Origin of the sequence: Spirillospora sp. NPDC049024 (genome assembly GCF_040649235.1) — a bacterium.
Lineage (GTDB): Bacteria > Actinomycetota > Actinomycetes > Streptosporangiales > Streptosporangiaceae > Spirillospora.
On record NZ_JBEZFD010000014.1, the window covers coordinates 35,939 to 55,033 of the forward strand.

The following is a 19,095-nucleotide window of genomic DNA, read 5'->3' on the forward strand; positions in this document are numbered from 1 at the left end:
ACCTCTCACCTGGCGTTCGCCGGCGGCGCGAGCCCTATTGACACCGCGTCTCGCATGCCGTTGGATCGCTCCATACTCGCGAGTAGCCTACTCCGGTCAGGCCGACTCGGGAGGCCCCCCGCCGCGTTTCACTCCTGCGAGAGGACCCCCGTGTCGTCAATCATCAAGCGGCTGGCCGCACTGTCCCTGTCGGCGGGCCTCGCCGGCACCGCCCTGGCCACCGCCCCCGCGGCGTCCGCGGAGCCGACCCCGGCTCCGAGCGCCCAGACGACCGCTGACGCCCCGCCCGCGACGCTGGACCTGTCGGACTGCCCCGACGTCCTGCCGGTCGGCGCGGATCCCGCGAACTGGTACTGCAACGTGCTGGTGACCAACGGCGGCAGCATGAAGATCGGCAACATCGACCAGCAGATCACCGCGCCGATGCGGATCACGCTGCTGGCCGGCTACGACCCGAAGACCGGCGCCGAGATCTCCAAGTTCGTGAAGATGCGGAGCACGGCGATGAGCGTGGCCGGCGGCGCCCTCGGCGTCCCCGGGAGCGAGAGCATCCCGCTGCTCGCGCTGAAGGTGAAGCCCCAGTACGCCGGCAAGATCGACATCGACATCCCCAACCGCAAGACCCGGCTGGACCTGAAGCTGAAGCTCATCAACCAGCTGCTCGGCGACACGTGCTACGTCGGGTCGAACGCGGCGCCGATCTCTCTCGACCTGGACCTGCCGGACATCACGGGGGCCTCGGGGCCGGACGGCACGTTCTGGGTCAGGATCAGGGCCACCGACGACACGTTCGCCGTGCCGAAGACCACCGGGTGCGGGTTCGCCGCGCCGATCGCCGACCTGCGCGGCGGCCTCCCGTCCGCGTCCGGCAAGAACCACGCGGAGCTGATCTCGTACTTCGGCGGCAAGGGGTACTCGGAGATGTACCCGACGATGGCCGTCCGCAAGAAGTGACGGCTTAACGCCGGCAACGGGCCCGCGCCGTGCTCCCCGGCGCGGGCCTTCGCGTTGCTAGATGGGTTCCGCGGCGACGTGGGCCCAGGACTGGGTGAACCAGAGCTCGCCGCCGATGACGCGCGGCTTGGCGCCGGTGCGGGGACCGCCGTCCACCTCGTCGAGCATGGCCTCGCGGATGCGGTCGGCCGCGGCGTCGTCGCGGGCCCCGGCGAGCCACGGCTCCACGGGACGCTCCACGGTGAACACGTCCAGCCGCCGGATGCTCCCGCCCGCCGAGGTGATCATCTCGGTGAGCCGGGCGATGGAGGGGGTGCCGGGGTGGTCGGGGTCGCGGAGCCGCTCGATCCGGTCGCGCTCGGGTCCGGAGAGGTTGCCGCGGACGAGGTCGGCGATGACCACCCGCCCGCTCGGCCGGCACACCCGCAGCAGCTCGCGCAGCACGTCATCGGGATCGCCCAGGGTGTAGAGCGAGAAGCGGGCCGTGACCAGGGAGAACGTGTTGTCCCTGTACGGCAGGGCGGTGGCGTCCGCCTTGACGGGATCGCGCCGGGCCGGACTCGCCGGGCGCGGCCGCGGATCCTCGCGCGTCACGGCGGCCGGGGGGCGGCGGGCGCCGTCGCCGCCGTCCTGGCCGTCGCGGGCGCCGTCCGGGTCGCGGGTCCCGCCGGTGATGCGGACCGGGCCCGTCCCGAACTCCACCGTCTCCATCCGGGCCGACCTGGCCGACGTGGACACCGCCGTCACGGGCGTCGCGTCCACCGCGGTCATGTGGCGGACCTGCGGCCCGAGCGCGGCGGGCATGGGGCCGCGTCCGCGCGCGACGTCCAGGCACACGTCATCGGGACAGGGTTCGACGAACTCCAGCAGGCGCCTCAGATGCGGGGCGATCGTGCCCCCGGTCTCCTGGACGGCGGTCGCCGGATGCGGCACGGGTGCTCTCCCTCGGCTCGGCCGGCTTCGCCGTACGGGGTTCCGTTCGCGTCCGCCGCGCAGGCGCGGGCCGGGGGAGCCCACCCGCCAGAGGTGGGCGCGTCGGCGTCGGCGGGACGTCGAACGGGCGTGAAGCCGGTTTCGCCAGTTATGACTCCCGGTCGGGCCGGGAGGTTCGGAACGGCCGCGAAAAATCCGTCCGCCGTCCGGCCCGCGCCGCTCAGTTCCGCAGGTGCTCCCCGTACAGCGTCAGGACGACGATGACGAAGACGATGATGACCGCCATTCGGCCCGGCATGGGAAGCCGGAGCCGCATCGCGGCCCAGCGCACGCAGAACGCGGCCAGGAGTGACACGACGATGAGAGCGAGGATGCCTTCGTCCATGGCCGCCTTCGTTCCGGGGGACTGCCGCCTCTTTGCACCATAGACGGGTAAGGAGGGGGTTACCCGCCGGTCGGGGGGTGACGGTCGGCCGATACTCTCACCTTTGTGGCAGATGCTAAGGAAACAGACGGCCGGGACAGGGTCGACGAGATGGCGACCAACCTGGCGCGCGGCCGTGTCGCGCTCGGGCTCGCGGCGCTCGCGGTGCCGAGGCTGACCGTGAAGCTGATGGGGCTCGGTGGCGGCGCCGACCCCGGCCGCGACCTCATGGTGCGGATGTTCGCCGCCCGGGAGATCGCGCTCGGCGCGGGCTACCTGCTCAGCGGCGACGACTCGGGGCGCCGGCTGTGGGCCCGGATCGGCCTCGCCGTCGACTCGATCGACCTGGTGAGCGGGCTGAAGACCCGCAAGGGCCTGCCGCTGTGGGTGACCGCGGGAACGGCGGGCGTGGCCGGCGGCGCGGCCGCGATCGGCGCCGCGAAGGTCGGCCGCGACCTGGCGCGCTGACCGCGCCTCCCCGGCCGCCCGCACGGGCCGCGTGATCCCGTCCGGCTCGTGGGTAGGCATCCCCGCACGCATCCGGCACAGGGACGGCGGCAGGGGACGGCGGCGGGGACGGCGGCAGGGGGAAGACGGGCATGACGGCGACGGCGGCGCGGGACGAGCGGGCCATGCCGAAGGGCAGGGAGCTCTACGTCGTCCTCGGCGCCCTCATGCTCGCCATGCTGCTGGCGGCGCTGGACCAGACGATCGTGTCCACCGCGCTGCCGACGATCGTCAGCGAGCTCGGCGGGCTCAACCACCTGTCGTGGGTCGTCACGGCGTACCTGCTCTCCGCCACGGCGTCGACGCCGCTGTGGGGCAAGCTCGGCGACCAGTACGGCCGCAAGCGGCTGTTCCAGGCGTCGATCGTCATCTTCCTGATCGGCTCCGCGCTGTGCGGGCTGTCGCAGAACATGACGGGCCTGATCGTGTTCCGCGCCCTGCAGGGCCTCGGCGGCGGCGGGCTGATGGTGCTCGCCGTCGCCATCGTGGGGGACGTGGTGCCGCCCCGCGAGCGCGGCCGCTACCAGGGGCTGTTCGGCGCGGTCTTCGGCGTGGCCAGCGTGTGCGGCCCGCTGCTCGGCGGCTGGTTCGTCGACAACCTGACGTGGCGCTGGGTGTTCTACATCAACCTGCCCATCGGCGTGGTGGCGCTTGCGGTGATCGCCGCCGTCCTGCACGCGGCGGGCGAGCGGGAGCGCCACCGCATCGACTACCTCGGCACGCTGCTGATCGTCGGCTGGGCCGTCGGGCTCGTGCTGATGACGACCTGGGGCGGGACGCGCTACCCCTGGCTGTCCGCGCCGGTCATCGGCCTCGCCGCCGGCTCGGTGGTGCTGATCGCGCTGTGGCTGCTGGTGGAGCGGCGCGCCGCCGAGCCGGTCATGCCGCCGGCGCTGCTGCGCCATCCGGTCTTCGCGCTCGGCGCCGCGATCAGCTTCGCGGTCGGCTTCGCGATGTTCGGCGCGCTGACCTTCCTGCCGATCTTCCTCCAGGTGGTGCACGGCGTCTCGCCCACGCTGTCGGGCGTCTACCTGCTGCCGATGATGCTCGGCATGCTGCTCAGCTCGATCGGCTCCGGCCAGCTGATCACCCGGTTCGGCCGCTACAAGATCTATCCGATGGTCGGCACGCCGATCATCGCGCTCGCGCTGTACCTGTGCTCGGCGCTGGACGAGAGCTCCACCACCCTGAGCATGAGCCTGCGGTTCGCGCTGCTCGGCTTCGGTCTCGGCCTGGTCATGCAGGTGCTGGTCATCGCCGTCCAGAACGCGGTGGCGTATGAGGACCTGGGCTCGGCGACGTCCGGCGTCACCTTCTTCCGGCAGATCGGCGGGTCGTTCGGCGTCGCGGTGTCCGGCTCGGTCTTCAGCAACCAGCTCGCCGGGCGTGTGGCGGATCTGGCGCGGGTCCTGCCGCCGGGGTTCGACCCGGCGGCCGTCCAGGGGAACCCGGGGCTGCTGGACCGGTACCCGGTCGCGGTCAAGAACGCCGTCCTGCACGCCTACGCGGAGTCGATCGACTCGGTGTTCTTCTGGGCGGTGCCGGTGGCGGCGGTCGCGTTCGTGCTGACCTGGTTCCTGCGCGAGGTCCCGCTGCGGGCGACCTCGCGGACGCCCGACTACGGGGAGGGCTTCGGCGCGGCGCCGACCGTCCGCTCGTCCAGGCACGAGATGGAGCGGGCCCTGAGCGAGCTGATGCGCAAGGACGCCAGGGCCTTCGAGATGTACGACCGCCTCGCCGCGCACTCGGGCGTCTCCCTGCCCGCGGGCAGCGTGTGGGCGCTGTGCCGGATCGCCAGGGACGGGACGGTCACCGGCCGGGAGCTCGCCGAGCGCGCGGGCGTCCGGGCCGAGCAGGGCCGCCCGTACGTCGACCGGCTCGTCGACGCCGGTTACGTCCTGCGGCGGGAGGGCACTCTTACCGTCACACCGTCGGGGCGGGACGCCGCCGAGCGCCTGTTCGCCGTCCGGCGCGAGGGGCTCGCCCGGCATCTGGACGGCTGGGCCCCCGAGGAGCATCCTGAACTCGCGGACGTCCTCTCGCGGCTGGCGGAGGAGTCCCTCGGCGACGAGGCGGACGGCGAGGTCCTGGGTCCCGAAACGCGGCCCGCGGAGCGGGGAGCGTAGGCTCCCTCGAGACCCAGCTCACATAGCGTTGCGCCGTGAGCGATGTAATCTCATACTGACTAACCGAATCACACTCGGTTTCGGGACGGAACCCCAATTTTTGGAGGCGTAGTGGCCGAGGCGTACATCGTCGGCGCGGTCCGTACCCCCGTCGGTACCAAGAAGGGCGCCCTCAAGGACGTCCACCCCGCCGACCTCGGGGCCCACGTGCTCAAGGAGCTCGTCAACCGCACCGGGGTCGACCCCTCCGCGGTCGAAGACGTGATCATGGGCTGTGTCATGCAGGTCGGCCCGCAGTCCCTCGACATCGCGCGCACCGCGTGGCTGTCGGCCGGGCTGCCGGAGAGCGTGCCCGGCGTGACCATCGACCGGCAGTGCGGATCGTCCCAGCAGGCGATCCACTTCGCCGCCCAGGGCGTGCTGTCGGGCACCCAGGACCTCGTCGTCGCCTCCGGCGTCGAGCAGATGGCGATCGTCCCGATGGGCTCCTCCGTGGCCATGGCCATGGAGAAGGGCATGCCCTTCCCGTACGGCGAGGGCTGGGCCGAGCGCTACGGCATGCAGGAGATCTCCCAGTTCCGCGGCGCGGAGCTGATGGCGGAGAAGTGGGGCCTCAGCCGCGAGGACATGGAGAAGTTCGCGCTGGAGAGCCACCAGCGCGCCGCCAAGGCCATCGAGGCCGGCTACTTCGACCGCGAGATCGCCCCCATCGCCGGGCTGTCCAAGGACGAGGGCCCCCGCCCCGACACCACGCTGGAGAAGATGGCGGGCCTGAAGACCCTGCGCGAGGGCGGCCGGATGACCGCCGCCGTCGCCTCGCAGATCTCCATCGGCGCCTCCGCCGTGCTGGTCGCCTCCGAGGAGGCCGTCAAGCGGTACAACCTCACCCCGCGCGCCCGCATCCACACCCTCGCCGTGTGCGGCTCCGACCCGGTCTACATGCTGACCGGCCCGATCCCCGCCACCGAGAAGGCCCTGGACCGCGGCGGGCTGAAGATCGACGACATCGACGTCTTCGAGGTCAACGAGGCGTTCGCCCCGGTCCCGATGGGGTGGGCGCACGACACCGGCGCCTCGCTGGAGAAGACCAACCCCAACGGCGGCGCGATCGCCCTCGGGCACCCGCTCGGCGCCACCGGCGGCATCCTGATGACCAAGCTGCTGCACGAGCTGGAGCGCACCGGCGGCCGCTACGGCCTCCAGACGATGTGCGAGGGCGGCGGCCAGGCCAACGCCACCATCATCGAGCGCATCTGAGTCCACCGGACCGCCCCCTGGAGCCCGCTCCAGGGGGCGGTACCGTTCGGGGATGGGCGGCGACATGTACGAGACGATCCTGTATTCGGCGGACGAGCGGATCGCGCGGATCACGCTGAACCGCCCCGACGCCCGCAACGCGCTCAGCGACCGGATGATCGGCGAGCTGCTCGACGCGTTCGAGCGGGCCAAGGCCGACCCCGACGTCCGGGTGATCGTCCTGACGGGCGCCGGCGACCGGGCGTTCTGCGCGGGCGCCGACCTCGGCGGCCTCGGCGAGGCGCAGGCGGACGGCCGCTCGGTGGCCGACGCCGCCGCCATCCGCGAGAGCGCCCCCTACCGCCTCTTCACGGCGTTCCCCGAGCTCGGCAAGCCGATCATCGCGCGGCTGGCCGGGCACGCCGTCGCGGGCGGCCTCGGCCTCGCCGCCGCCTGCGACCTGGTGATCGCGGCGGACGACGTCAAGCTCGCCACCCCCGAGGTCAACGTCGGCCTCTGGCCCATGATGATCATGGCGATCATCAACCGGAACGTCGCCCCGAAGCACGCCTTCAAGCTCTACTACACCGGCGCCCGCGTCACCGCCGCCGAGGGCCGCGACATCGGCCTGGTCACCGAGGTCGTCCCGCGCGCTGAGCTGGACGCCCGGGTGGACGAGCTGGCCCGCGTGATCGCGTCCAAGAGCCCGGTCGGCCTGCGCCGCGGCCGCGACGCGTTCTTCGCCATCGAGGGCCGCCCGCTGGAGGACCAGGTCGCCCACCTGCTGTCCGAGCTGGTCGAGCTGACCGCCACCGAGGACGCCAAGGAGGGCATCACCGCCTTCCTGGAGAACCGCCCCCCGGACTTCCAGGGCCGCTGAACCGCCCGGCCGGTCCGGGTGTGTGACACTTCGGGCCATGGAGATCGGGGAGGCCGTCCGGCGGATGGGGCTGGCGGACACCTACAGGGACCGGCACTGGGGCAGGGCCGTCAAGGTGACCGACGACACCGTCCAGAAGGCGGAGCCCGAGTGGCTGGAAGGGCTGCTCGCCGCGCTGCTGGAGGTGGAGGAGCCGACCTACCCGATGCGGTACGGCTTCGAGGCCGCGTTGCGGCGGCTGGCGGGCGCGCCCGGGGACGCGGGCCGTGTCGCGAGCGTCCGAGCCCTCGCCGCCAAGGGGCGCGCGTGGTGCGGTGACCTCCGCTACGACCTGCCCGAGGTCGCCGAATGGCTGGCCTGCGCCCAGCCTCCCGAACAGCTCCTCGCGGTCTTCGACGACGCCGAGGCGTCGGACGAGCTCGCGGCCTGCCTGCTCCAGGAGACGGCCCTGCGCTACGACGCATCGTCCACCGAGCGCGCCGGGCCCCTTCGGGCTCGACACCGGGGTGACGGCGGTCGGCTGGACCGGCGCGCGGCAGGCGTTGAGCGCCTACCGGAACTGGCCGTCCTAGCCGTCACCGACTCCGACTGACTCGCGGGCGGCATGGGAAACCGGGCCAGATCACCGGCGCAACCGCACGTCAGCGCGACGCGGCCGGTCAGTTGACCTGGCGGTCCATTCCAGCCCAGTACGGCTTGCGCAGCTCGCGCTTGAGGACCTTCCCGGTGGTCGAAAGGGGGAGGGCGTCGACGAACTCGTAGCTGGTGGGCGTCTTCCAGGCGATCAGCGGCTCGCAGTGCCGCCGGAGCTCGTCCTCGCTCGCCGCGCGGCCGTGCTTGAGCACGACGACCGCGTGCACCTTCTCGCCCGGCTTGTCGTCCGGGATGCCGATCACCGCGACCGCGGCCACCGCCGGGTGCGACGCGACCGCCTGCTCCACCTCGGTGGAGTAGACGTTCCAGCCGTCGACGTTGATCACGTCCTTGATCCGGTCGACGATGTGGAGGTAGCCGTCCTCGTCCAGGTATCCGCCGTCGCCGGTGTGGACCCAGCCGTCCCGGAGCGTCCGCGCCGTCTCCTCGGGCTTGTTCAGGTAGCCGAGCATCAGGGCGCCGGTGCGGACGATGATCTCCCCGACCTCGCCCTGCGGCAGGTCCGCGCCCGCGTCGTCGACGATCCGCACCTCGGCTCCGATCGCGGGCCGCCCGGCCGAGCGCAGCTTGCGGCCCGCGACGTGGTCCTCCGGCGGCAGCAGCGTGGCGAGGCCGAACTCGTTCATCCCGTACCACTGGTGGAAGGCGGCGTTCGGGAACGCCTCCATCACCCTCCCCAGGAGGGCCTCGGTGATGGGCGCCGCGCCGTAGGCGATGCTCAGCATGCTGGACAGGTCGCGCGCGGCGATGCCGGGGTGGTCGACGATCTGCTGCAGGGTGCCGGGGGCGAACGGCGCGTGCGTGACCCTGTGCCGTTCGATGGCGTCGAGGAGCCCGTCGACGTCGGTCGTGCGCGGGACGACGGTGAGCCCGCCCCACATCCCCTGGACCAGCCAGGTCACCAGCATGGAGATGGAGGAGAAGTTCGACGTGATCAGCATGTGCCCGCCGGGGAGGCCGTGGCACGGAACCCTCGCCGGCATGGTCATCGCCGAGTGGACCAGGCGGCCGTGGGCGACCACGACGCCCTTGGCGCGTCCGGACGTCCCGCTGGTGTAGACGATGCCGGCGGGCGCGTCGCCGCCCCTGCGGGCGTCCTCGACCGGCTCCGTGCGCGAGATCAGCTCCTCGAACCCGGGCATGCCGTCCGGCGCCGGCCCGTCGCCGACGTGGACGACCTCGCGCAGCTCGGGGCAGGCGTCCCTGATCTCGCCCAGGCGGTCAAGGAACGCGTCGTCGACGAAGAGGATCCGGGTCCGCGACTCGGCCAGCGCGTAGATCATCTCCTGCGTGCTCCAGGCGGGGTTGACCGGGTGGAACACCCCGTCCGCCCACGCCACGGCCAGGAAGAACTCGAGGTAGCGGTCCGAGCCGAGGGCCAGCATCCCCACGGGGTCGCCGCCGCCCGCGCCGCGCTCCCGCAGGGCCCCGGCGAGGCGGGCCACCCGGTCGGCCTGCTCGCGCGCTGTGCGGAACCGGTCGCCGTAGGCCGTGACCGGCTCGTCCGGAGCGAGTTGCAGTGCCCGGTGGACGATGTGGGTGATGTGCACGGGGTCTCCTCCGAGTGGCGCGTGATCAACTCGTTCCCGCGGACGCGGGTGCTCGGACGGCCGCCCGGCGGAAGGCGGTCAGGGCCGTGACGAGCATGAGCAGCGAAAGGACCAGGGCGCCGGTGAAGGCCCCGGCGAGCGACTGGACGCGGCTCCCGTCCACCTCCTCGTAGACGGCGACGAGGACGGCGATCCCGAGCGGCCCGCCGACCTGCGTGGTCTGGATGAGGCCGGACGCGCCGCCGTGCTCGCCGGCGGGCAGGCCGGTCATGGCGATCGCCGTCGCCGCCACCGAGACCAGCCCGTGGCCCGCGCCGAAGAGCAGCACCGGCCCGAGGATCGTGGACGCGTAGGTGCTCGCCGCCGAGATCTGCGTCAGCCACGCCATCCCGATGACGGTGAGCACGGACCCGGCCGCCATGACCTTCATCGGGCCGACGCGCGCCAGCAGCGACGGCACGGCCCTGTTCGCGGCGATCACGGTGAGCGTGGTGGGGAGGAAGGCCAGCCCGGTCTCCAGCGGGCCGTACCCGAGGACCCCCTGGACGTAGAGGGTGAGGAAGAACATCATGCCGCTCATCGCGGCGGTGAGGAGCAGCCGCATGACGCAGGCCCCCGCGCGGTTCCGGTCGCGCAGCAGCCCCAGCGACATGATCGGCTGCGGGGCCCGCGCCTCCACGGCGACGAACAGGGCCAGGAGGACCGCCGCCGCGGTGAGCGCGGCGGCGACCGGGCCGTCACTCCAGCCGGACTCGGCGGCGCGCACGACCCCGTAGACGAGGAGCGTCATCCCGGCGGTGGCCGTGAGCGCCCCGGCCGCGTCGAAGCGGCCCCTGATCCGCGGGGACTCGTGGAGGCACCACCGGGAGAGCGCCACCACGGCGGCCCCGACGGGGACGTTGACGAAGAACGTCCACCGCCACGTCCCCCACTCGATCAGCAGCCCGCCGGCGACCAGGCCGAGCAGCATGCCGACGCTGCCGGCGCTCGTGGCGACGGCGTAGGCCCGGTTCCTGGCGCGGTCGTCGGGGAACCCCGTCGCGATCAGCGCCAGGGAGGCGGGTCCGGCGAGCGCGGCCCCGGCTCCCTGCCCGGCCCGCGCGAGGAGCAGCAGTTCGGGGTTGAAGGCCAGCCCGCCGAGGAGCGAGGCGCCTGTGAACAGCGCGGCCCCCGCGGTGAAGACCCGCCGGTGCCCGAGGATGTCGCCCGCTCGTCCGCCGAGCAGCAGGAGGCCGCTGAACACCAGCGTGTACGCGTTGACCACCCAGGAGAGCTGGGCCGCGGACGTGTCCAGGTCCCGCTGGATGCTGGGCAGGGCGACGTTGACGATCGTCAGGTCGAGCAGCAGCATCACCTGACTCGCGGCGAGGAGGCCGAGCAGCAGAGCACCGCGAGTTGGTGCGTATGTCGGCATCGCCGGAAGCGTACCCCGGCTTTTTGATCAAGGAAACCCGTCCGAACGGCACGCGCCGCGCCCCTCGCCGGGCGGCTCCCGGCCCCTCGCCGGGCGGCTCCCGGCCTCGCGCCGGGCGGTGGTCGAGGACGGCGCACCCGGGCAGCGCGGGTCCGATTGCGGTGGGTCTCGGCGGGGTTGGGGTGGGCTTTACCCGCCTCGGGGAAAAGGGGCGGTGTGGGGGCATGGTTCACGCGCGAGATCGCGGACGCCGGGCGGCTCCGGCTGTTCTGCTTCCTCGTGGCGTTCATCCTGGCCTTCCTGTTCATCCGGTTCAGCGTGCGGATGATCCGGCGGCAGGTGCGGTGGTGGCCCGGGAACGTGACGCCCGGCGGGCAGCACATCCACCACGTCGTGTTCGGGCTCGTGTTCATGTGCGTCGGCGGTGTGGGCGGGCTGGCGGTGCAGGACGGCACGTCCGGACTGGCGGCGGCCGCCGCGGGCGTGTTCGGGGCGGGCACGGCGCTCGTCCTGGACGAGTTCGCGCTGGTGCTGCACCTCCAGGACGTCTACTGGAGCGAGCAGGGCCGGCTGTCGGTCGAGGTCGTCTTCATCACGGTCGCGCTGTGCGGCTTGATGCTGCTGGGCCTGCGGCCCCTGGGCGCGAACGACGCCGCCGGGGACGGGGTGTGGGGGATCGTGGGCGTCCTGCTGTTCAACCTGTGCGTCGCGCTGATCGCGCTGCTCAAGGGCAAGGTCTGGACGGGCGTCATCGGCCTGTTCATCGGCCTGGTCGCGATCATCGGGGCCGTCCGGCTGGCCCGGCCGGACTCGCCGTGGGCCCGGCGCCGCTACGCCGAGGGGTCCCGCAAGGAGCGGCGGGCGCGGATCCGGGAACGCCGGTACCGGCTGCCCGTGCAGCGCTTCGGGGACTGGCTGAGCGACCTCATCGCGGGCCGCCCGTCCGCGAAGTAGCGGGCCGGGACACCTTGATCGAATTTTCTCGGCGGAGCGCGAACTCCGGCGGGGTGCCGGACGTCTGACTGTCCGGTGGCCGTGGACATCGGGGGACCACGGCCACCCTCCGAGACTCCCGTTGACGGCGCGGGGGCGGGCGGGCACCGTGAGGCGGGCGACCCGAGAGGAGCCCCCCATGGCGCCGTTGGACGGACTGCGCGTCCTCGACCTGACGATGTGGCGGCCCGGTCCCTACGCCACGCAGCTGCTCGCCCAGCTCGGCGCGGATGTGATCAAGGTGGAGCCGCCCGGCGGGGAGCCGATGCGGATGTTCCGCGACCACTTCGACGTCCTGAACCGGCACAAGCGCGGCATCGTCCTCGACCTGAAGTCCGCGGACGGGCTCGCCGCGCTCAAGGAGCTGGCCGGCGATGCCGAGGTCTTCGTCGAGGGGTTCCGCCCCGGAGTGGCCGAGCGGCTCGGCGTGGGCCACGGGACGCTGAGGGCGCTCAACCCGCGGCTCGTCTACTGCTCGATCTCCGGGTACGGGGCCGAGGGGCCGCTCGCGGACGTCCCCGGGCACGACATCAACTACCGCGCCTACGCGGCGGCGCTGCCGCCCGACGCGGTCTCCCCGGAGGCCGACGAGCTGCCCCTCGCGGACATGGCCGCCGCGACGATGGCCGCGTTCGCGATCACCGCCGCCTGCCTCAAGGCCCGCGCCACCGGGGTCGGCGACCGCATCGACCTCGGGATGGCGGACGTCCTCGCGCACTGGGTGGGCACCGTCCCGGCCGCGACGCGGCGATCGGGGGTCGGGCCGGTGCCCGGGTACGGCGTCTACCCCACGAAGGACGGCCAGAAGATCACCCTGGGGGTCGTGTCGGAGGAGCGGCTGTGGGCCGCGACCTGCCGCGCGCTCGGCATCGGCGAGCACGCCGGAGTCCCGTTCGCCGAGCGGCTCCAGCGGATCGGCGAGCTGGACGGCGCGGTCGCCGCCGCGGTCGCGGGGCTCACCCGGGCGGAGGCCATCGAGCGCCTCACGGAGGCGGGGGCTCCGGTGGCGCCGCTGCTGTCCCGCGCCGAGATGCTCGAACTCGATCACTTCCGGTCGCGCGGCGTCCAGGACGAGGGCCCGGTGCGGACGGCCGTCCATCCGCCGCTGGCGGGGGGAGCGGCCCCGGAGCTGGACGAGCACCGGGGCCAGATGTGGCGTCTCACGGAGTGATATACGGGTGGGATTGTCCGATCTGTTTGGCATGCTTGGTACGTGAACGCGCGCGCGATGAGTTCCGTCCTGATCGGCAGATCGGCCGAGCTGCGGCGGCTGCGGGACGCCCTGTCCGCCGCGCCGGGCGCCGTGCTCCTCGGCGGTGACGCCGGGCTCGGCAAGACCCGCCTGATCAGGGAGTTCGCCCGGGAGGCCGACGCCAGGACGCTGGTCGGCGGCTGCCTGGAGCTCGGCTCCGACGGTCTGCCCTTCGCGCCGTTCACCACCGTTCTGCGCGGGCTCGTCCGCGACATCGGCATTGACGGCGTCGCCGGGCTCGTCCCGCGCGGCGACACCGGCGCGCTCGCCCGGCTGCTGCCCGAGTTCGGCGAGCCGGAGAGCGACTCCGCGTCCGGCGAGGAGCGCGCCCGGCTGTTCGAGGTCGTGCTGGCGCTGCTGGAGCGGCTCGCCGAGAGCGGCCCCGTCGTGCTGGTCATCGAGGACGCCCACTGGGCCGACCGCTCCACCCGCGACCTGCTGGCCTTCCTGATCCGCAACCTCGGCACGGCGCCGCTGCTGATCGTCATGACGTACCGGTCGGACGAGCTGCACCGCACCCATCCGCTGCGCACGCTGCTCGCCGGGCTGGAGCGCCTCGAACGCGTCCGCCGGGTGGAGCTCGGCCGGCTGGCCCGCCCCGACGTCGCCGCGCTCGTCACCGAGCTGCTCGGCCAGACACCGCCGCCCGGCCTCGTCGAGCGCATCGAGGCCCGCAGCGAGGGCAACCCGCTGTTCATCGAGGCGCTGCTCGACGACGACGGCACGCTGGCGTGCGAGCTGCCGGAGTCGCTGCGCGACCTGCTGCTGGCCGGCGTCCAGCGGCTCCCGGAGGAGACGCAGGAGGTGCTGCGCGACGCCAGCGGCGGCAGCACCCGCATCGAGCACGCCCTCCTGGCCGTCGTGTCCGGGCTCGACGACGCCGCGCTGACCCGGGTCCTGCGGCCCGCCGTCGCCGCGAACGTCCTGGTGGTGGACGGCGACGGGTACGCGTTCCGGCACGCCCTGATCCGCGAGGCCGTCCACGACGACCTGCTGCCGGGCGAGTACACGCGCCTCCACACCCGCTACGCCGAGGCCCTGGAGAAGGAGCCCGGGCTCGTCCCGGCCGGGCGGCTCTGGGTCGAGCTGAGCTACCACTGGACGCAGGCCCACGACAGCACGTGGGCGCTGGTCGCGTCCTGGCGCGCCGCGGGCGAGGCCCGCAAGGCGGTCGCCTACGCCGAGTGCCTGGCGATGCTCGAACGCGTCCTGCAGCTCTGGGACAAGGTCCCCGACGCGGCGGAGCGCATCGGCGCCGACCACACCACGGTCCTGGAAAGCGCGGCGACCGCCGCCCAGCACGCCGGGGAGTACGACCGCGGCATCAAGCTCGTCAGCGCCGCGCTGAAGGAGGTCGAGGCCGCCGACGGCGAGCGCGACACCGCCCGCTGGGCGGCGCTGCGCGAACAGCGCGGCCGCATGAGGTACCAGGTGGCGCGCCCCGGTTTCGTCGAAGACCTGCGCGCCGCCGTTGAGGCTCTGCCGGTCGAACCGCCGACCATCCTGCGTGCCCGGGCGCTGTCCACGCTGGGCAACTACGTACGCATCACCACCTCCCCGGACGAGGCCCGCGAATCGGCACTGGAGTCGCTGGCCATCGCGCGCGCCCTCGGCGACCCCGTCGCGGAGAGCGAGGCGCTGATCACGCTGTTCTGCGCCCACACCGACTACGAGGACGAGGGGCGCCTCACCGTGATCAGGGAAACCGCCGAGCGCAGCGGCGACTTCCAGGTGCTGCTCCGCTACTACGTGATCCAGTCGCACTTCCTGGAGGGCGTCGGACGGCACGAGGAGGCCGCCGCCATCGCCGGGCGCGGCACGGAACTGGCCCGCCAGCACGGCGTGGCCCGCACCCAGGGAACGTTCCTGTCCATCAACCAGGCGGAGCCGCTGGTCTCACTCGGCCGGTGGGACGAGGCCATGGCCGTCATGAACCACGCCATGGAGCAGGACCCGGCCATCACGACCCGCACTTCGCTGCTCGTCCTGTCCGGCTGGGTGGCGCTGGTGCGCGGCGACCTCGCGACGGCGAAGGAGCGGCTCGCGCAGTCGCGCGAGATCATGAAGCTCAGGCTGAAGTGGCGCAAGACGCAGGACTACTTCAGCACCCTCTGGCTGGACGCGAGCATCGCGCTCGCCGAGGGGCGCGCCGAGGCCGCGCTGGACGCGCTGGATCCCGTCCTCGAACTCGTCGGCCTGCCCGACGACGCCCGCTACGCGTGGCCGGCGCTCGTGGTCGGGGCGGCGGCCTGCGGCGAACTCGGCGACGCCGCCGAGGACCGCCTGCGTCGGCTGGAGAAGCGCGCCGCCGACCTCGGGACGAGCGGTCCGCTCCAGCACGCGCACTGCCTCACGTTCGCCGCCGAGATGGCGCGAGCACGCGGCATCCTCGACCGGACCGCCTGGGAGGAGGCCGCCGCGGCGTGGGAGGCGCTCGCCAACCCGTACTACCGGGCGCGGGCCCTGTCCCGCGCGGCGGAGGCCGCGCTCGCGGCCGGCGACCACGAGGCCGCCACGGCGGCGCTGCACACCGCCGCCGAACTCGCGGACGGGCTGGGCACCCGGCCGCTCGCGGAGGGGATCGCCGACCTGCGGCGCCGCACCCGGATGCCGCGCCGCGGCGACGCCTCGGCGCCGCTCGGGCTGACGCCCCGCGAGTTCGAGGTGCTGCGCCTGGTCGCCGAGGGCCGCAGCAACCGCGACATCGCCGAGGAGCTGTTCATCTCGGTGAAGACCGCCAGCGTCCACGTGTCGAACATCCTCGGCAAGCTGGAGGTGGCGAGCCGCGGCGAGGCCGCCGCGACCGCGCACCGGCTGGCCCTGTTCGCCACCCCGAAGGTCGGCGCCTGAGCCGCGCGCCCGGCTGATTCACGGTGGGGAACCTCCCCTCCCGGATTCCCCACCGCGAACCGTCGGACCACACGGGAATTTTCGTGGCTGGCCCTTCGGGGCCGCGACCCGCGGAAGCAGGCGGTGCTTCTCCGCCCGGAGAGGCGGATCGGGACCCCGTCCGGCCACTGCACAGTCTTGCGGTCCAGGGCCGGGAGGGGGAGTGAGACATACCGTGTCCGCGCCAGGAAAATAACGACGGGGACGGGTCGGCTTTCGTGAGCCGTCCCCGTCCCCGTGCGCGCGAGGAGCGGAGCGCTAGCGCGGGACCCGCGCGACGCAGAAGACCGTCTGCCCGAACGGCGGCTTGACGAAGCGCTCGATGGTGCGGGTGAGCGGCACGACCGTCCGGTCGTAGATCTTGACGAGCTTCGGGTCGGGGTAGCCGGCGCCGCCGCGGCGGACCGCGAACCACCAGGCGATCCCGCCCAGGAAGTTGATCGGCTTGAGCACCTCGGGGACCAGCCCGGCCTCGCGGACCGACGCCTCCAGCGTCGCCGGCGTGTACCGGGTGACGTGCCCGACCTTGCGGTCGAAGTCGCCGTAGAGCTGCATGTAGCCGGGCACCCAGATGACGATGCGGCCGCCGGGCTCGGTCACGGCGGCGAGGTCGCGCAGCGCCTGGACGTCGTCCTTGATGTGCTCCAGGACGTTCATCATCACGACGGTGTCGACCTTGCGCCGGATCTTGATGTCGGCGGGCAGCGCCAGGTCGATGACCTCGACGTCGTCGTTGCCCTCGTGGCGCTTGCGCAGCTCGCCGACGCAGTAGGGGTCGTTGTCGCTGACGACGAGGTAGTCGAGGCGCCCGGCGAACTGCTCGGAGAAGTGCCCGAGGCCGGAGCCGACCTCCAGCATGGAACGGCCGACGTGCGGGGCGACGGTCTCGTACTCGTACTGGCGGTAGTTGCGGGCCTCGTCCCCGCCCAGATGGTTCTCCAGCGCGCCCTCACCGGCGGCGGGCTGGACGACGTCCCCGTCAGGGGCGGGCCCGGCGGCCGGCCCGGCCTTCTTCGGGCCGCTGCCGACGAGGTTGAGGAGGGTGCCTGCGATGGACTTCTTCTGACCGGATGGCTGCATTACTTCCCGCTCGCTGGGTGCGTTGGCGTTCGGCTTCTCGTTCGCGGGACCGTTCCCCTGTCCTCCCGGGACGGTTCGATCTCTGGCGCGAAGGTCGGGTCAGTCTATCCCCGCCCCGATGCCGGACGCCCCCGCGACGGCGGGAAGCCCTCACGCGCCCCGCCCGCCGGGTCAGCCGATGGTCCGGTGCACGTCCTCCATACCGCTCGGGCCGGGCTCGGACGGCGCGATCCACGGCCCCGGGATGGACGGGTCGAGGACGCCTTCCTCCACCCAGGCGAAGTGGCCGGCGAGGACGGCCCGCGCCAGCTTCACGTCCATCGCGTCGGTGTTGCGCCACAGCCCGTCGAACAGCTCCTCGACGCGGACGCGCGACTGCCGGCAGAACGCGTCGGCGAGCAGCAGGGCGGACTTCCCGGGCGCCGTCGCGGCCCCCGCGCCGTTCGCGCCCGTACTGGCGAGCGGCCCTTCCTTGGAAGCGTCGGCGTGGGCGCGGACGCAGACCGCGCTCATGGCGAACAGCTCGGCGCCGATGTCGACCATGCGGCCGAGGAACCCCTGCCGGTACTCCAGGCCGCCCTGCCAGCGCCCGGCCGCATAGAAGATCGAGCGGGCCAGCTTGCGGGACGCCCGCTCCACGTACCGCAGGTGCCGGGCCAGCGGGCCGAACTCCGCGTAGGCGTTCGGGCGGTGCCCGGCGCCGGTGACGAGCGTCGGCAGCCAGCGCGCGTAGAACCCGCCCGCCTTCGCCGCGGCCCGCGCCTTCGCCCCGGTGGAGGCGTCCGGGTCGATGATGTCCCCGGCGACCGACAGGTGCGCGTCGACGGCCTCGCGGGCGATCAGCAGATGCATGATCTCGCTGGAGCCCTCGAAGATCCGGTTGATGCGCAGGTCGCGGAGCAGCTGCTCGGCGGGCACCCCGCGCTCGCCGCGCGCCGCGAGCGACTCGGCCGTCTCGTAGCCGCGGCCGCCGCGCAGCTGCACCAGCTCGTCGGCGACGCGGCACGCCATCTCCGACGACCACAGCTTGGCGAGGGCCGCCTCGATCCGTATGTCGTTGCGCTCGTCGTCGGCGAGCTGGCCGGACAGGTCGAGCACCGCCTCCATCGCGTAGGCGGTCGCCGCGATGAACGCGATCTTGGTGGCGACGGCCTCGTGCTCGCCGACCGGCCGGCCCCACTGCACCCGCTCCTTCGACCACTGCCGGGCGATCCCGGCGGCCCACTTGCCGCTCGCCGCGCAGATCGCGGGCAGCGACAGCCGGCCGGTGTTGAGCGTGGTCAGCGCGACCTTCAGGCCGGCGCCCTCCGTGCCGATCAGGTTCGCCTTCGGGACCCGCACGTCGTGGAACCGGGTGACGCCGTTCTCGATGCCGCGCAGCCCCATGAACGCGTTGCGGTTCTCGACGGTGATGCCGGGGGCGGACATGTCCACGATGAACGCCGAGATGCCGCCGCGGTGCCCCTCCGACTTCGGGACGCGCGCCATCACCACGACGAGGTCGGCCACGACGCCGTTGGTCGTCCACAGCTTGACGCCGTTGAGGACGTAGTCGTCCCCGTCGGGCACGGCGGTGGCGCGCAGCCGCGCCGGGTCGGACCCGACGTCGGGCTCGGTGAGCAGGAACGCGCTGACCTCCCTGGCGCAGCGCGGCAGCCACGCGTCCTTCTGCTCCCGCGTGCCGAACATCTTGACCGGCTGCGGGACGCCGATCGACTGGTGCGCCGACAGCAGCGCGCCGAGCGCCGGGCTGACCGACCCGACGAGCATCAGGGCGCGGCCGTAGTAGAGCTGGCTGAGCCCGAGCCCGCCGTACTTCTCCGGGATCTTCATGCCGAGGGCGCCGAGGTCGCGCAGGCCCCGCACGACCTCGTCCGGGATGCGCGCCTCCCGCTCGATCCGCGCCGGGTCGACCTCGGCGGCGCAGAACTCCGCGAGCCGGGCGAGGAACTCCTCGCCCTTCGTCCGCTGCTCCCCGGACGGGCGCGGATGCGGGTGGATCAGATCGAGGCGGAGGCCGCCGAGGAACAGCTGCTTGCCGAAGCTCGGCAGCCGCCATTCGGTCTCGCGTGCCTCCTCGGCCACCTTGCGGGCCGTCCGCTCGTCGACGTGCTCTTGGGTTCGCTGGCTCATGGGGTCGGGATTTCCCGTGACCGGGGTGGGAAACCCGCCCCCGCCCGCGACGGGAAGGCAATAAGAGGTG

General features: G+C 73.0%; 15 protein-coding genes. 9 read left to right on the forward strand and 6 right to left on the reverse strand.

Going from position 1 to position 19,095, the window contains the following annotated elements:
* Positions 1–150 precede the first annotated feature (150 nt).
* On the forward strand, positions 151–954 hold the full coding sequence (locus AB0C21_RS25220) for a hypothetical protein (RefSeq protein ID WP_500207391.1): 804 nt from the start codon (positions 151–153) through the stop codon (positions 952–954).
* Between the two features lie 57 nt (positions 955–1,011).
* On the opposite strand, the gene AB0C21_RS25225 is transcribed toward AB0C21_RS25220, so the two are convergent.
* Both AB0C21_RS25225 and AB0C21_RS25230 read right to left on the reverse strand, forming a co-directional pair.
* Complete coding sequence (locus tag AB0C21_RS25225) at positions 1,012–1,887, reverse strand: methyltransferase domain-containing protein (protein WP_500207392.1); 876 nt, start codon at positions 1,885–1,887, stop codon at positions 1,012–1,014.
* A 220-nt stretch (positions 1,888–2,107) separates the two neighbouring features.
* A complete protein-coding gene (locus AB0C21_RS25230) occupies positions 2,108–2,272 on the reverse strand; it encodes a hypothetical protein (RefSeq protein WP_200842050.1) in 165 nt (54 codons plus the stop codon).
* Between the two features lie 150 nt (positions 2,273–2,422).
* On the opposite strand from AB0C21_RS25230, the gene AB0C21_RS25235 reads away from it, so the two are divergent.
* From AB0C21_RS25235 to AB0C21_RS25255, 5 genes are all read left to right on the forward strand, one after another.
* Positions 2,423–2,779, forward strand: coding sequence for a hypothetical protein (locus AB0C21_RS25235; RefSeq protein WP_500207393.1), 357 nt, complete (start codon positions 2,423–2,425; stop codon positions 2,777–2,779).
* A 131-nt stretch (positions 2,780–2,910) separates the two neighbouring features.
* Positions 2,911–4,944, forward strand: coding sequence for an MFS transporter (locus AB0C21_RS25240; RefSeq protein WP_500207394.1), 2,034 nt, complete (start codon positions 2,911–2,913; stop codon positions 4,942–4,944).
* Between the two features lie 111 nt (positions 4,945–5,055).
* Positions 5,056–6,201, forward strand: a complete 1,146-nt coding sequence (locus tag AB0C21_RS25245) for an acetyl-CoA C-acetyltransferase (RefSeq protein WP_149261181.1) — start codon at positions 5,056–5,058, stop codon at positions 6,199–6,201.
* A gap of 52 nt (positions 6,202–6,253) precedes the next feature.
* Positions 6,254–7,060 carry an enoyl-CoA hydratase/isomerase family protein gene (locus tag AB0C21_RS25250; protein ID WP_500207396.1) on the forward strand — a complete coding sequence of 269 codons (807 nt, stop codon included), beginning with the start codon at positions 6,254–6,256 and terminating at the stop codon, positions 7,058–7,060.
* Positions 7,061–7,097: 37 nt separating this feature from the next.
* On the forward strand, positions 7,098–7,652 hold the full coding sequence (locus AB0C21_RS25255) for a DUF6183 family protein (protein ID WP_500207397.1): 555 nt from the start codon (positions 7,098–7,100) through the stop codon (positions 7,650–7,652).
* 67 nt (positions 7,653–7,719) lie between these two features.
* On the opposite strand, the gene AB0C21_RS25260 is transcribed toward AB0C21_RS25255, so the two are convergent.
* Positions 7,720–9,264: an AMP-binding protein gene (locus AB0C21_RS25260; protein WP_500207398.1), complete on the reverse strand. Its 1,545-nt coding sequence runs from the start codon at positions 9,262–9,264 to the stop codon at positions 7,720–7,722.
* Between the two features lie 25 nt (positions 9,265–9,289).
* Complete coding sequence (locus tag AB0C21_RS25265) at positions 9,290–10,678, reverse strand: MFS transporter (RefSeq protein WP_500207399.1); 1,389 nt, start codon at positions 10,676–10,678, stop codon at positions 9,290–9,292.
* 216 nt (positions 10,679–10,894) lie between these two features.
* Between AB0C21_RS25265 and AB0C21_RS25270 the strand changes: the two genes are divergently transcribed.
* The 3 genes from AB0C21_RS25270 to AB0C21_RS25280 all read left to right on the forward strand — a co-directional run bounded on the left by AB0C21_RS25270 (position 10,895) and on the right by AB0C21_RS25280 (position 15,773).
* Positions 10,895–11,632 (forward strand): hypothetical protein, encoded by a 738-nt coding sequence (locus AB0C21_RS25270; RefSeq protein WP_149261177.1) that lies wholly within the window; start codon positions 10,895–10,897, stop codon positions 11,630–11,632.
* 178 nt (positions 11,633–11,810) lie between these two features.
* Positions 11,811–12,842, forward strand: coding sequence for a CaiB/BaiF CoA transferase family protein (locus AB0C21_RS25275; RefSeq protein WP_500207401.1), 1,032 nt, complete (start codon positions 11,811–11,813; stop codon positions 12,840–12,842).
* A gap of 42 nt (positions 12,843–12,884) precedes the next feature.
* Complete coding sequence (locus AB0C21_RS25280) at positions 12,885–15,773, forward strand: helix-turn-helix transcriptional regulator (RefSeq protein ID WP_500207402.1); 2,889 nt, start codon at positions 12,885–12,887, stop codon at positions 15,771–15,773.
* Between the two features lie 297 nt (positions 15,774–16,070).
* Here the strand turns inward: AB0C21_RS25280 and AB0C21_RS25285 are convergent, their stop codons facing one another.
* Both AB0C21_RS25285 and AB0C21_RS25290 read right to left on the reverse strand, forming a co-directional pair.
* Positions 16,071–16,892: a class I SAM-dependent methyltransferase gene (locus AB0C21_RS25285; protein WP_149261175.1), complete on the reverse strand. Its 822-nt coding sequence runs from the start codon at positions 16,890–16,892 to the stop codon at positions 16,071–16,073.
* Between the two features lie 171 nt (positions 16,893–17,063).
* Positions 17,064–19,025 (reverse strand): acyl-CoA dehydrogenase family protein, encoded by a 1,962-nt coding sequence (locus AB0C21_RS25290; protein WP_500207403.1) that lies wholly within the window; start codon positions 19,023–19,025, stop codon positions 17,064–17,066.
* Between the last annotated feature and the right edge of the window lie 70 nt (positions 19,026–19,095).

Coding starts and splice junctions, on each gene's coding strand:
- AB0C21_RS25230 (WP_200842050.1), bottom strand. CDS start 2,272: ATGGACGAAGGCATCCTCGCTCTCATCGTCGTGTCACTCCTGGCCGCG.
- AB0C21_RS25235 (WP_500207393.1), top strand. CDS start 2,423: ATGGCGACCAACCTGGCGCGCGGCCGTGTCGCGCTCGGGCTCGCGGCG.
- AB0C21_RS25240 (WP_500207394.1), top strand. CDS start 2,911: ATGACGGCGACGGCGGCGCGGGACGAGCGGGCCATGCCGAAGGGCAGG.
- AB0C21_RS25250 (WP_500207396.1), top strand. CDS start 6,254: ATGGGCGGCGACATGTACGAGACGATCCTGTATTCGGCGGACGAGCGG.
- AB0C21_RS25255 (WP_500207397.1), top strand. CDS start 7,098: ATGGAGATCGGGGAGGCCGTCCGGCGGATGGGGCTGGCGGACACCTAC.
- AB0C21_RS25265 (WP_500207399.1), bottom strand. CDS start 10,678: ATGCCGACATACGCACCAACTCGCGGTGCTCTGCTGCTCGGCCTCCTC.
- AB0C21_RS25275 (WP_500207401.1), top strand. CDS start 11,811: ATGGCGCCGTTGGACGGACTGCGCGTCCTCGACCTGACGATGTGGCGG.
- AB0C21_RS25285 (WP_149261175.1), bottom strand. CDS start 16,892: ATGCAGCCATCCGGTCAGAAGAAGTCCATCGCAGGCACCCTCCTCAAC.
- AB0C21_RS25290 (WP_500207403.1), bottom strand. CDS start 19,025: ATGAGCCAGCGAACCCAAGAGCACGTCGACGAGCGGACGGCCCGCAAG.